This window comes from Peteryoungia desertarenae (assembly GCF_005860795.2).
Lineage (GTDB): Bacteria > Pseudomonadota > Alphaproteobacteria > Rhizobiales > Rhizobiaceae > Allorhizobium > Allorhizobium desertarenae.
Genome location: NZ_CP058350.1, coordinates 35,453 through 49,001 on the forward strand (window position 1 = coordinate 35,453; position 13,549 = coordinate 49,001).

Consider the following 13,549-nt stretch of genomic DNA (forward strand, 5'->3'; position numbering starts at 1 on the left):
GATTAAGTACGGGCAGACGCACGATCCTTGCGCATAGGCTTTGGGAGAGCGAGAATGAAGATAAAGACCGTCCTGGCAGTGACACTTGGCGCAGTTGCGTTGACATCCTGCTATTCGAGCAGCCCGCGTCCGCTACCCGTGATCGAGCAGAGGCCGACAGTTGACGGCACCTGGGCAGATCCGAACGGCATCGTCTCGACCTTCCAGGCTGGCACATTCACCACTCGCACAACTGATACCAATCAAATTCTGGCATCGGGCTCTTACATGATGGTGTCTGATAGGCTTGTTGAAATCAATATGACTTCTCTGGTGCGCAACACCCAGCAGAAGGTCAATTGCGCTCTCGTGACGCCAAGCCAGCTGAACTGTACCTCTGATTCCGGTGCTCAGTTCTCGCTTGCGCGCCGCGCCTGATCATCAATCATTCCCTTGAACTGAAAAACGGTCGCCTGTCGGGCGGCCGTTTTGTTTTGCGCCGCACAACAACTCCGGGATCACGACGTTTTTTCCTTGCGGAAGCCTCTTCTTGATGAAAACATCGGTGGCCTTACGAAGGGACGAAAAAACTGACATGTCGAGCCGGTAGAGCGTCGAGGTCGGAAAAACTGGAGAAGATTTGATGTTCAGACAATTGAGAATTGGCCTGTTGAGCGCATCGGTGCTCGCCATTTCCGCCGGCGGGGCATTCGCCGATTTCGAGCTCAATATCCTGCATATCAACGATCTGCACTCGCGCATCGAGCCGATCAACCGCTTCGACTCGACCTGCTCAGCGGAAGACATCGCAGAGGCGAAGTGCTTTGGCGGCATTGCGCGGGTTAAGTCAGCGATCGACGCCCGCCGCGCCGAACTGGCGGGGAAGAACGTCCTGACATTAGATGCTGGCGACCAGTTCCAGGGCTCGCTGTTCTACACCACCTATAAGAGCGGCCCGATTGCGGAGTTCATGAATGGCATCGGTTTTGACGCCATGGCCGTCGGCAACCACGAATTCGACGATGGTCCAGAGGAACTCGCGAAGTTCATCGACGCGCTCCAGTTCCCCATGATCTCCGGAAACACGCTGGCCGGCCTCAACACGCCGATAGCCGATAAGATCCAGCCCTATATCATCAAGGAATTTGGGACGGAGAAGGTCGCTGTCGTCTCGGTTCTTGCAACCGACACAGATGAAACGTCATCGCCAGGCGACAGCGTTCTCTTCGTGGACGAAATTACCTATCTGAAAGAAGCCGTAGCCGATCTGGAATCGCAGGGCGTAAACAAGATCGTGCTCCTGTCCCATGTGGGCTTGCCAAGAGACCAGGAAATCGCCGCAGCGGTGAACGGCATTGATGTGATTGTAGGCGGCCATAGCCACACGCTCTTGTCGAACACTGCCGAGGGTGCTGCAGGTCCTTACCCGCTCATGGTCAAGAACCCGGCCGGTCAGGACGTTCCGATTGTTCAGGCCTACGCCTATTCCAAATATCTTGGCGATCTGACCGTCACTTTCGATGATGCAGGTGTGGTAACCGCAGCAACGGGTGACACCAGGCTTCTTGACGCCTCGGTGACACCGGATGCAGCGTTTGAAACACGGGTTGCGGAGCTGGCAGGTCCGATCGAAGAGCTGAAGCAGAAGGAAATCGGTGAAACGACAGCAGCAATCGAAGGCTCGCGTGACGTTTGCCGTGCCACCGAATGCGCCATGGGCAACCTGGTTGCCGACGCCATGGTCGACCGCCTGAAGGATCAGGGCATCACGATTGCCATCCAGAACGGCGGGGGCCTGCGTGCTTCGATCGACGCGGGAACCGTGACCATGGGCGAAGTCCTGACGGTTCTGCCCTTCCAGAACACGCTCGCCTCCTTCCAGATCAAGGGCTCCGACATCGTAACCGCTCTTGAGAATGGCGTGAGCCAGGTGGAAGAAGGTGCAGGCAGATTCACACAGGTGTCCGGCCTCAAATACAGCTTCGACAAGTCGAAACCGGCTGGCAGCCGCATTGTCTCGGTGGAGGTCAAGGAAGGCGACAGCTTCGTGCCGCTCGATCCTGAGAAGCTCTATGGTGTAGCCACCAACAACTATATGCGCGGCGGTGGTGATGGGTTCGACATCTTCGAAACGGCCGGCATGAATGCCTATGACTTCGGCCCTGGGCTGGAGACAGTTGTGGCTGATTACATCACCAAGAACAGCCCCTACACGCCTTACACCGACGGCCGCATCACGGAGGTTGCATCTGCGGCACCTGCGCAAGCTGCCCCTGCCGAGACCGCTCCAGCCGCGGAAGCAGCACCGGCGGCGGCAGCCACAGAAGCCGCAGCGCCCGCCGCAGAGCCTGCCGCCGCAACCACCTATGTCGTTGTCGCTGGTGACAATCTTTGGAAGATCGCTGCCGCGACCTATGGTGATGGCAACATGTGGAGAAAGATCGCCGAAGCCAATGGCCTTTCCCGCCCCAGCATGCTTGAAGTGGGCATGGAACTGACCCTGCCAGCAAACTGACACCTTCGGGACTGTTTGCCGCAGATACTGAGCCGGTCCGGACTTTTACGGGCCGGCTTTTCCTTTTATCAGATGATCTTAGACATAGTCCGCGACGTATTGGCTGAATACAGAACCTGCAGGATGACACAATGACCGAAATGCCCGCCCACTGGCCGTCTGACCATCCGAAAGTCAATTTTGGAAAGGTCGGCGTTCTTCTTGTTAATCTCGGAACGCCCGACGGCACAGACTATAAATCGATGCGTCGCTATCTGGAGGAATTCCTGACGGACCGGCGCGTCATCGAATGGTCGCGTCTCCTCTGGTATCCCATCCTTTACGGTATTGTCTTGAACAAGCGACCGCAGAAGGTCGGCAAGGCCTATGAGGAGATCTGGAACAAGGAACTCGATGAAAGCTATCTTCGGACCTACACCCGAAGTCAGGCAGAGAAGATGGCGGAAAGTTTCAAAGACATTCCCCATGTTCATGTCGACTGGGCGATGCGCTACGGTCAGCCGGCCATCCAGAAGAAGATGGAAGAGATGCAGAAGGCCGGATGCGAGAAGATCCTCGTTTTCCCGCTCTATCCGCAATATGCAGCCGCAACAACGGCAACCGTGAATGACGAGGCCTTCAAGGCGCTTCTCAAGATGCGCTGGCAGCCGGCGTTGAGAACCGTTCCCCGCTATCACGACGACCCCGTCTATATCGACGCCCTCGCCTGCTCCATCGAGAAGCACCTTGCGACACTCGATTGGGAACCAGAGCTCGTGATCACCTCCTATCACGGCATCCCGAAGTCTTACTTCATGAAGGGCGATCCCTATCACTGCCAATGCTACAAGACCTCACGCCTCCTGCGCGATCGTCTCGGCTGGGAGAAGGATCGTCTGATGGTGACCTTCCAGTCGCGCTTTGGTCCTGAAGAATGGCTGCAGCCCTATACGGACAAGACCGTGGAGAAACTCGCCAAGGAAGGCACAAAGCGACTTGCCATTATCAACCCCGGCTTTGTTTCGGACTGCCTTGAGACGCTTGAAGAAATCGCGGGCGAAGCCGGCGAGGAATTCCTCCACAATGGCGGCGAGAAGTTCACCCATATTCCCTGTCTGAACGATAGCGATGACGGCATGCGCGTTCTTGAACACCTCGTCCGTCAGGAGCTTCAGGGCTGGATCTGACCCGAATGTTGTCTGGCGGATGCAAAAGATCCGCCAGACTGATGATCCGATCAGAAGCCTCGCCTATTTCCCCAAAGCAAGACATGCAGCTGCGGCAAGACTGTTGCAGCAAACCAGCGATCGGCAATCACCCGATCAACCAGCCAATGCATCCGCTCCATAATGCCGTTCAGGTCGATAGCTGCATCCTCGGCACCGGGCGCCGGCGGCGTATGGTTTCCAGGTTGGCAAATCATCGTCCATACCTTTTCGCAAGCCATTGACACAGCCTTCTGCAGCCCAAGCCATTCCCAAGCAAACCAATCATGCACTCAACCATAGACAGCAGTGTTTGAGCACCCAAAGAACCCCATGTTTTAAGGGGTTTTCTGGCCCGTCACCTCGACGATTGCGACACTGGCGAGAGGCATTGGAGTTGAGTTTTACAACCTGATTCCCAATGCAAGAGGCTTCATAACCCATTGATAAAAGTAGATAATTATACTCAAACGGCTGCTTAAATTAACATCCTTTTAAATAAGGAGACCTAGACTTGGCACTATCCAAGGAGAGAAACATGTTCGCACTGAAGCATCTCACCATCGCAAGCGTCCTTTTGGTTTCGACGTCTGGGGCATTCGCAGAGACGCCCCAGCCAGACGTGAACAAGTTGATCACTCAGCCAGTCATCGTCGAGATGCGCAAATGGATCGACACGGAAATTGTCCGTCTGTCCATCAAGGCTCAGAACGACCGCCTGTCGAGACTGTCGCAAGACAAGATCGACGCACTTGATCAGCAGTGGCGCGCCGAGCGCGAAAACACGGACAAGCCGCTGATCGCTGCAACCCTGTCCAATCCGCTCTCCACTTATCTCGCACGCATGCAGGGCCGCTCGCTTGGTCTTTACGCCGAGATTTTCATCATGGACCAGAACGGTCTGAATGTCGGCCAAAGCTCGATCACCAGCGATTTCTGGCAGGGCGACGAAGCCAAGTTCCAGAAGACCTATGCTGTCGGTCCGGACGCCGTGTTCGTGGACGAAGCGGAATGGGACGACGAAGCCAAGATCTGGCGTGCGCAAGTGAATTTCACGATCGCCGATCCGGTGACGAAGAACGGTATTGGCGCAGTCACCGTCGAAGTAAATCTCACGGAACTCGAACGTCGTGCAGTGACCGGTTCATGACGAACCGAGAGCATTCCTTGGCCAAATAAAATCACCATCATTCTGGGCCTGAAAAGCCCGTCAGGACAATGCCATGCTCAAGAATACCTCCGTTAACGTCAAGGGATTTGTCGCCTTCGGCATCCTCGCTGTCATAGCGATCGGCGCATCCGGATTCATTTACACGACATCATTGTCGGCCATAACACAGGTCGAACGGAAGGAAATCATCAACGAGCTGGTTATCAAGACGGCTGAGTTTTCGGACGATATGGTTCAAGCAAACCTGGCGCTGAAGAACTTTCTCCTGACCGGTGACCGCGATTTTGTTGCCACGCACGAGCAGCTTAGAGCCGAAATGGTGAAGGACATCCCGGTTCTGGAAAAGCTCTTCTCCGACCAGGCACCTGAGGAAACTCCACTTTTTAAGGAAGCCATCGGCACCCTGAATACCTGGAAGTCGGATGTCGTTGACCGGCAGATCTCTCTGATGCGCGATCCCGCGACGGTCGAGCTAGCTCGCGCCATCGAACTAACCGGTCAAGGGACGCAACTGGTCGGCGATTTCAGTGCGAAACTGAATGAAATCACGAATGCCTTGAACGAGAAGGAGAGCAAAGCCGCAGCCAGTCAGCGCAATGCTCTGCATTCCGTCGAGCTGATCAGCCTCATGGCAGGTATCCTCGTTGCCCTTGCGGCCGCTCTCATGAGCTTCCTGAACTTCAGCCTCGTGTCACGACCGCTCGGACGCCTTGCGGAAGCGACCCAGCGCCTGGCGGACGGCGACCTGAACGTCACCATTGTCGAGGGCGGCAAGGACGAGATCGGTCGTATGGCAAAGTCCATGCATACATTCCGCGAAGCTGCCATCGCCAACAAGCGACTGGAGGCCGAAGCCGAGGAAAATCGCAAAACGGCCGAAGCAGATCGCATCGCTGATCAGCAGCGTGCCGAAGCCGATGCGGCAGAGCGACTGCGGATCGCAACATCCGGTCTTGCTCAAGGCCTCAAGCGCCTGTCGAGCGGCGACCTTTCCTTCCAGTTGGTCGAACCCTTCGCACCTGACTTCGAAGGCCTGCGTCACGACTTCAACAATTCCGTCAAGCAGTTGAACTCGACGATGACCGGCATTACCAACAGCGTCTCGACCATCGAGACCGGCACCCGCGAAATCGCCAACGGCACCGACAATCTGTCGAAGCGGACCGAACAACAGGCAGCCTCACTGGAAGAAACGGCGGCCGCCGTTGAGGAAATCACTGCCAACGTCCAGAATTCGACAAAGCGAACGGAAGAAGCCCGCGGCGTTGCCTCGAAGGCCAACTCGTCGGCAACCCAGTCTTCCGAAGTCGTGGCCAAGGCCGAACATGCCATGCGCAAGATCGAGGAAAGCTCCAAGCAGATCTCCAACATCATTGGCGTCATCGATGAGATCGCCTTCCAGACGAACCTTCTGGCGCTCAATGCCGGTGTTGAGGCAGCACGCGCCGGGGAGGCCGGCAAAGGCTTTGCGGTTGTCGCCCAGGAAGTGCGCGAACTGGCCCAACGTTCGGCCAATGCCGCCAAGGAGATCAAGGCGCTTATCCAGAATTCGAGCACAGAGGTTGCCGGCGGTGTGGATCTGGTCCGCCAGACGGGCGAGGCGCTGCGCACCATTGGTGGCCTGATCACCGACATGAATGCGCATATGGATGCCATCGCGATTTCCGCCCGCGAACAGTCCACGGGGCTGGCCGAAGTCAACCAGGCGGTCAATGCCATGGATCAGACCACCCAGCAGAACGCCGCGATGGTGGAAGAATCCAATGCAGCATCGGCAGCCCTGGCAAGCGAAGCGGCAAGACTGCGTGAATTGATCTCGCAGTTCACCATCGAAGGCGCCGCCACCAGTCAGGCGCACAGCCTGCGTGAGACCGCCCGACAGATGGCAGCCCCTGTTCGACCTGAGGCAAGCCAGCCCCAAAGGGCACCAGCCGCGCGGACCGTGGCACCGGCACCGCGAAGCCATGGCAACGCTGCAGTTGCCCAGCAGAGCTGGGAAGAGTTCTAAGCCGGAAGTTGGTCAGTCAATTGAAGAGAAAGAAGGGCGGCGCCTGAGAGGTCCGCCCTTCTTGTTTCCGACCCAATCCTGCGGTGGATTGCCTGAGACCAGCCGCTCACCCCTTGCAATCGCTTGACCCAATTCCGATGTTGCTCATGATGCTGACCAAGATCGGCAGGGTTGATTCTGGGGGAAATGCGCATGTTTGTGGGACTTGATATTGTCGTCATCGCGCTGGTTATCTTGATCATTCTTGTCCTGCTGGCAGGGGTCAAGACCGTACCGCAGGGTTTCCGCTTCACCGTGGAGCGCTTCGGGCGCTATACACGCACTCTCGAACCTGGCCTGAACATCATCACACCTTTCATTGAGCGCATCGGCGCGAAGATGAATGTCATGGAGCAGGTGCTGGACGTACCAACCCAGGAAGTCATCACCAAGGACAATGCGACTGTCGCAGCCGACGGCGTGGCGTTCTATCAGGTTCTGAACGCCGCCGAAGCCGCCTATCAGGTGGCCAATCTGGAAAATGCCATCCTGAACCTCACCATGACCAATATCCGCTCGGTCATGGGCTCGATGGATCTTGATGAATTGCTCTCCAACCGAGAAGTGATCAACGACCGCCTGCTGCGCGTTGTCGACGAAGCGGTCCGCCCCTGGGGCATCAAGGTGACACGCGTCGAGATCAAGGATATCCAGCCGCCGAAGGATCTGGTCGATGCCATGGCGCGCCAGATGAAGGCGGAGCGCGATCGTCGCGCCCAGGTGCTTGAGGCCGAAGGTTTCCGCAATGCACAGATCCTGCGCGCCGAAGGTGCCAAGCAGGCCGCCATCCTTGAGGCAGAGGGCCAGCGCGAAGCCGCATTCCGCGACGCAGAAGCGCGCGAGCGATTGGCAGAAGCCGAAGCCAAGGCAACACGAATGGTGTCCGAAGCCATCTCAGCCGGCGATATGAACGCCATCAACTATTTCGTTGCGCAGAAATACACCGAAGCCTTGGCCTCCATCGGGACCGCAACAAATTCGAAGGTGGTGCTGATGCCGATGGAAGCGTCATCGCTCATCGGTTCCCTCGGCGGGATTGGTGCGATTGCACGGGACGTCTTCGGCGAGAATGGCAAGCCGGCCAGCCCAGCGAAAAGCGAGCGTCCCGCACCGCCACGCTCCACACCACCAGTCAATCCGTTCTCTCCAGCTGGCGAGAGTTAAGCCATGTTCGCGCGGATCATCACTGAACTCGGCCCGTGGAGCTGGTGGGTGCTTGGCATGATCCTGCTTGCCGCAGAACTCATCATGCCGGGCGTCTTCCTCGTCTGGATCGGGGTTGGTGCGATTTTGACCGGCGCCCTGTCTCTACTCTTTTGGGAGATGGGTTTTTGGACCTGGCAATTGCAGGCAGTGCTCTTTGCAGTTTTCGCCGGCGCAGCAGCGTTGGCAGGACGTCGCCTCTTCAAACGGCTCGACGCAGACACGGACGAACCGATGCTCAATCAGCGCAGTGCAAGCCTTGTTGGCCGAACTGCGGTCTTGCAGGAGCCGATCCGCGAAGGCCGTGGGCGCATAAAGCTGGATGATACCTTCTGGACAGTCGAAGGCCCCGATCTGCCAGCCGGCACGCGAGTGAAGATTGTTGCCAGCAGCGGCCGGGACCTGACGGTGGATGCCGCCTGATCAGGCGACCCCAATCCGCAGAAGGTCATGGAAGTGCACAAGCCCAATCGGGTAGTGATCGTCATCGACAACGATCAGCGAGCCGATACCAAGCCTGTTGATCATCGAGGCCGCAGTGCTGGCCAGCGCATCACCCTTGATGACCTTCGGATCGCGAGTCATCACATCGTCCACCGCAAGAACGGAGAGATCGCGGGCCAGATTGCGGGCCATGTCACCTTCGGTGACGATACCGCAAAGCTTGCCCAGCTCGTCAACGATACCGACACAGCCGAAACGCTTATGCGAAAGCGTTTTTACGGCCTCCGGCATGGATGTGCCGAGCCTCACCAGCGGCACACGCTCGCCGGTATGCATGATGTCACGCACATGGGTGAGGCTCGCACCGAGTTTGCCGCCCGGATGGAAGGTTCGGAAATCACTTGAGGAGAAGCCACGCGCTTCAAGAAGTGCAATCGCTATAGCGTCCCCGAGCGCAAGCTGCAGGAGCGAGGAAGTCGTGGGTGCCAGACCATGCGGGCAGGCTTCCTGCACCTTCGGCAGCAGAAGGACGACATCAGCATTTCGCGCCAGCGTCGACGTTTCACCAGCGGTGATAGCAATCAACGGAATGGAGAAGCGTCTCGAATAGGTAACAATGCCCTGGAGTTCTGCCGTTTCACCGCTCCACGACATTGCCAGAATGGCATCATCCGTCGAGATCATCCCGAGATCGCCGTGATTGGCCTCTGCGGGATGAACGAAGAAAGCCGGCGTTCCAGTCGAGGCAAAGGTCGCTGCGATCTTCGTGCCGATGTGACCGCTCTTGCCAACGCCCGTGACGATCACACGACCCGTGATGTCGCCGATCATCTTGACGGCCTGACAGAAGGGCTGCGCGAGTGTCCCGGCCAAGGCCTCTTCCAGCGCCAACAGACCAACGCGCTCGGTCGAAACGACCCGAACGGCGGATTCGATGGCACCAGCTTCGACGAGATTGACAGCGCGCTTGATCATGGCTGTCCCATACTGCGTTTGCCAAAGCCTGTCCACTCGGCAGGAGGTCGAATAGGGGGCCTGCCGAAGCCCGTTTTCGCCATGCTCAACCAAACGTTAACCATATGGTTTTACGTTTGGGTAAGCATTTCAGTTCCGCGGACAATGATTCATGAGCAAGACCAGATCCTCAGGCAGTCGCGGCCCGGCACGCACCGGGCTTTGCATGCTGACGGCACTGCTGGCAGGCAGCGTCTTTGCTGCGGCCTCCCCTGCCCTTGCTCAGGCTTTGTCGACGACGCAAGGCGCATCGGCTGACAGCAGCCTTGACGGAACTTCTGATACGACATCGGGCACCGATACCCCTGATCCGACGACGACCCAGGCGCTGCCGACGCTGACCCCGATGGCCACCGACGGCATGGATGAAAGCCGCATGAACCTGCCACAGGGACGCGTCGAGCAGGATCTGCCGGATGGCGCTTCCGCCGGTCGGGCGCAGCCGCTTTCCGGAGAGACAGACGGCATAAGGCTTGGAAGCTTCGTGCTCCGACCATCGATCACCCAGAGGCTCGGCCACGAAATGATTGAAGACGGTGCCGGAAAGCGCAACCGCACCTTCTCGGAGACCGGCCTCAAAGGGACATTGACCTCCGACTGGTCACGCCATCAGCTCGACATCGAAGGCGAAGGCGTGTGGCAGGAGACCATATCCGGTCAAGGTCAGGATAGGCCAAGGGCAGATATACGTGCCAACCTGCGTCTCGACCTGAGCGAAGGAACGACCGCCACGATCCGAGGTGACTACGGATTTGATCGGGAGGAAAACACGGACCCGAACGCGATTTCCGGCGCGTCCGTCCAGTCCGGCGTGCATCAGTTTAATGGCGGTCTGTCCCTACAGCGCGAACTGGGCCTGTTGCGTGGAACGGTGTCTGCCGATGTAACACGCTCCGTCTACTCCGATGCCGAATTCCCGAATGGCACCAACCTGTCGCTGGCCGACCGGGACCGGACCAGCGCTGTTTTGACAACGCGTCTCGGCTATCAGGTTTCCCCGGTGCTCATTCCGTTCATCGAGGCATCGATCGGTCGCATCGCCTATGACGAAGAGCGAGACAGGGCCGGCTTTGCACGTTCGGCAGACACTTATGCGGCCAGAACGGGTGTTGCACTGGATCTGGGCGAAAAACTGCGCGGCGAACTGGCGCTCGGCTACACCATGCAGCGATATGACGACAGCCGTCTTGCCGATATCGAAGCCTATACGGTTGACGGCAATGTGACATGGTCGCCTCGGCTGGGAACCAACGTGAACCTGGCGCTGCGGACAAGCATCGAGCCCTCGACCACGCCCGGCGTCAGCGGCAGCGTGCTGAATGAAGTGAACCTGGGACTGAGCCAGCAATTGCGGGAAACCCTGGTCGCCCGCCTGAGTGGCTCGACCCGCTGGACCCGCTTTGATGGCAACGCCTCGACCAACGACCGCCAGACAATGGCAGTAGGCGCGGGTCTGACATGGGGCATCAACCGCTACCTCGATTTGACCGCAGACGTGAATTACGAGCAGACGGATTTCGAGTCAGGTGGACGGAGCCGGACCACGACCGCGCTGATCGGGATCACCGCAAAACGATAAGGTCTGCCGATCGATCAGCCGACCGGCAGACGTGAATCACAGGCGCGATACAAGGCGAACGCGACCGGTATTTTACTTGAGGGCAGCCAGCAACGCCTTCAACTGCTCTTCGATGGCAGGGCGAATATCCGGACGCTCGATGGCAAACGAGACATTGGCCAGGATGAAGCCGTCCTTGGCGCCGCAGTCAAACGTCTGGCCCTTGAAGTGATATCCGGCGAACGGCTGCGATTGAGCGAGCTTCAACATGCCATCGGTCAGCTGGATTTCATTACCAGCGCCGCGCTCCTGGGTTTCCAGGATCTTGAAGATTTCGGGCTGGAGGATGTAGCGACCATTGATGAAGAAGTTCGAAGGAGCCGTCCCCTTGGCCGGCTTTTCCACCATCTCGGTGATCTTGAAGCCGCCTTCCAGTGCATCGCCAACCCCGACAATCCCGTATTTGTGGGCCTGGTCAGGAGCGCATTCTTCCACGGCAACGATATTGCCGCCCGTCTTTTCGTAAAGCTCGACCATGCCTTTCAGGCAGGCCTTTTCGCCGCGCATGATCATGTCGGGTAGCAGCAGAGCAAAAGGCTCGCGCCCCACGATGTCCCGCGCGCACCAGACCGCATGACCAAGGCCAAGTGGCTCCTGCTGGCGGGTAAAGCTTGTCTGACCGGCGGTAGGCTGGAGTGCATCCAGCATGCTCAGTTCGGCATTCTTGTTGCGTGCCTTGAGCGTCTGCTCCAATTCGAACTGAATGTCGAAATAATCCTCGATCACCGCCTTGCCGCGGCCTGTCACGAAAACGAAATGCTCGATTCCGGCCTCGATCGCCTCATCCACAACATACTGGATGACAGGCTTGTCGACGACGGTCAGCATTTCCTTTGGGACGGCTTTGGTGGCAGGCAAAAATCGGGTGCCAAGGCCGGCAACTGGAAAGACGGCCTTGCGGAGCTTATTCGGTTGAACCACACATTCCTCCCTGAGGATCAAGATATTTTAGCGTCTTCACCACGCTCTCGCCCGCTTAAGTGAAATTTGCTACGATTTCGCAAAGATGTCGATTGAGCTAATCGGCGTGGTAAAGAATTTGTTGACGCAATCGCATTAACCTGGGGTGAACAGCCTTTGTTCCGGCTGAAAGACGAACCGTATGTGAAACGGGGAGATGCCCATGACAAGAAAGCACCAGACCCTCATCGCAGCAGTGGCTCTGTCCATTGCAACTGCCTTCATGCCCGCAACAGCGCAGGCGGATGCGGGCTTCCGTAAATGGATTAATGATTTCTATGCGACAGCCGCAAGAGAGGGCATTACTGAAAGGACCTATCGCCAGGCCTTCCAGGGCGTGACCGAGCCGGACCCTTTCGTTCTCGAGAAGGCAGCCTTTCAGCCTGAATTCAAGTCCGAGATCTGGGACTATCTGGACAGCCGGGTGAACCCTTACACCGTTCGCGTCGGGCAGGAGATGCTCGCGAAACATGGTCGCACACTGGATGCGATCGAACGACACTTCGGTGTAGACAAGCATATTCTGCTTGCCATCTGGTCGATGGAGTCAAATTACGGTGCGGCGCTTGAGCGTCCCGACAGACTTCACAACGTGCCGCGCTCGCTGGCAACGCTTGCCTATGCGGACAAGCGGCGCGCCAAATATGCCCGCACCCAGCTCATTGCGGCCCTCAAGATGCTGCAGAACGGCGATGTCGATAACAAGGGACTGATGGGCTCCTGGGCAGGTGCCATGGGTCACACGCAGTTCATCCCGACAAGCTATCTGCTCTACAAGATCGACGCCGATGGCAACGGAACCAAGGACATCTGGCATTCGATCCCGGATGCGCTGGCAACAGCGGCCAATCTTCTGGAGAAGAACGGCTGGCGGACGGGCCGCACCTGGGGCTACGAAATTGCCGTACCCCGTGGCGGGGCAAGATATGACGGCCAGACAAAGACGGTGGCTCAATGGGAAGCGCTCGGTTTCAAACGTCCGAATGGTCGCGGCTTTAGAGACGGAAGCGAGCGCGCAGAACTGAAAATGATGGCCGGCCCCAATGGACCGGGCTTCCTGATGACCCGCAATTTCTTTGTCATCAAGCGTTACAACAACGCGGACAGCTACGCGCTTGGGGTAGGCCTCCTGGCTGACGAAATTGCCGGCTATGGCGGAATGCGTCAGCGTTGGCCCCGGCCGGATGGCAGCCTAGATGTCAATGAAAAGTTCGAATTGCAGACCCGTCTGCAAGCCCTCGGTTATTACGATGGCAAGATCGACGGCAATATCGGCTCCGGATCGCGGGCAGCCATCGCCGCGATCCAGCAGAGGCTCGGTCTGCCGTCCGACGGCCAGCCTTCGCGCGTCCTTCTGGACAAGCTGCGCAATTGACATTGCCTTTTTGGCTGGCAAGCTAGAGAGGCGATCCTG

The 13,549-nt window shown here is 57.8% G+C and carries 11 protein-coding genes and 1 pseudogene; 9 read left to right on the forward strand and 3 right to left on the reverse strand.

Annotated features, from left to right (window positions below):
* Window positions 1-54: 54 nt before the first annotated feature.
* From omp10 to hemH, 3 genes are all read left to right on the forward strand, one after another.
* Window positions 55-417, forward strand: a complete 363-nt coding sequence (omp10, locus tag FE840_RS00205; protein WP_138287924.1) for an outer membrane lipoprotein Omp10 — start codon at window positions 55-57, stop codon at window positions 415-417.
* 205 nt (window positions 418-622) lie between these two features.
* Window positions 623-2,494: a 5'-nucleotidase C-terminal domain-containing protein gene (locus FE840_RS00210; RefSeq protein WP_138287925.1), complete on the forward strand. Its 1,872-nt coding sequence runs from the start codon at window positions 623-625 to the stop codon at window positions 2,492-2,494.
* A gap of 131 nt (window positions 2,495-2,625) precedes the next feature.
* Window positions 2,626-3,660 carry a ferrochelatase gene (gene hemH, locus FE840_RS00215; RefSeq protein ID WP_138287926.1) on the forward strand — a complete coding sequence of 345 codons (1,035 nt, stop codon included), beginning with the start codon at window positions 2,626-2,628 and terminating at the stop codon, window positions 3,658-3,660.
* 50 nt (window positions 3,661-3,710) lie between these two features.
* On the opposite strand, the pseudogene FE840_RS00220 reads toward hemH, so the two are convergent.
* Window positions 3,711-3,887: pseudogene (locus FE840_RS00220) on the reverse strand (7-carboxy-7-deazaguanine synthase QueE); the annotation flags it as partial.
* 329 nt (window positions 3,888-4,216) lie between these two features.
* Here FE840_RS00220 and FE840_RS00225 point away from each other — a divergent pair.
* The 4 genes from FE840_RS00225 (at window position 4,217) to FE840_RS00240 (ending at window position 8,522) form a co-directional block, all read left to right on the forward strand.
* Window positions 4,217-4,828, forward strand: a complete 612-nt coding sequence (locus tag FE840_RS00225; protein ID WP_138287927.1) for a hypothetical protein — start codon at window positions 4,217-4,219, stop codon at window positions 4,826-4,828.
* 73 nt (window positions 4,829-4,901) lie between these two features.
* On the forward strand, window positions 4,902-6,857 hold the full coding sequence (locus tag FE840_RS00230; protein ID WP_138287928.1) for a HAMP domain-containing methyl-accepting chemotaxis protein: 1,956 nt from the start codon (window positions 4,902-4,904) through the stop codon (window positions 6,855-6,857).
* 186 nt (window positions 6,858-7,043) lie between these two features.
* Window positions 7,044-8,060 carry an SPFH domain-containing protein gene (locus FE840_RS00235; RefSeq protein WP_425502148.1) on the forward strand — a complete coding sequence of 339 codons (1,017 nt, stop codon included), beginning with the start codon at window positions 7,044-7,046 and terminating at the stop codon, window positions 8,058-8,060.
* 3 nt (window positions 8,061-8,063) lie between these two features.
* The gene (locus FE840_RS00240; RefSeq protein ID WP_138287930.1) at window positions 8,064-8,522 is read left to right on the forward strand and encodes an NfeD family protein; all 459 of its coding nucleotides are present in this window, start codon (window positions 8,064-8,066) and stop codon (window positions 8,520-8,522) included.
* On the opposite strand, the gene FE840_RS00245 is transcribed toward FE840_RS00240, so the two are convergent.
* A complete protein-coding gene (locus FE840_RS00245) occupies window positions 8,523-9,518 on the reverse strand; it encodes a KpsF/GutQ family sugar-phosphate isomerase (RefSeq protein ID WP_138287931.1) in 996 nt (331 codons plus the stop codon). It abuts the gene before it with no gap.
* A gap of 151 nt (window positions 9,519-9,669) precedes the next feature.
* On the opposite strand from FE840_RS00245, the gene FE840_RS00250 reads away from it, so the two are divergent.
* Window positions 9,670-11,136 carry an outer membrane beta-barrel protein gene (locus tag FE840_RS00250; protein WP_138287932.1) on the forward strand — a complete coding sequence of 489 codons (1,467 nt, stop codon included), beginning with the start codon at window positions 9,670-9,672 and terminating at the stop codon, window positions 11,134-11,136.
* A gap of 72 nt (window positions 11,137-11,208) precedes the next feature.
* Here FE840_RS00250 and galU read toward each other — a convergent pair whose 3' ends face one another.
* Window positions 11,209-12,096 carry a UTP--glucose-1-phosphate uridylyltransferase GalU gene (gene galU / locus FE840_RS00255; RefSeq protein ID WP_138287933.1) on the reverse strand — a complete coding sequence of 296 codons (888 nt, stop codon included), beginning with the start codon at window positions 12,094-12,096 and terminating at the stop codon, window positions 11,209-11,211.
* A gap of 202 nt (window positions 12,097-12,298) precedes the next feature.
* Here galU and FE840_RS00260 point away from each other — a divergent pair, with 202 nt between their 5' ends.
* On the forward strand, window positions 12,299-13,510 hold the full coding sequence (locus tag FE840_RS00260; RefSeq protein WP_138287934.1) for a lytic murein transglycosylase: 1,212 nt from the start codon (window positions 12,299-12,301) through the stop codon (window positions 13,508-13,510).
* Window positions 13,511-13,549: the final 39 nt, after the last annotated feature.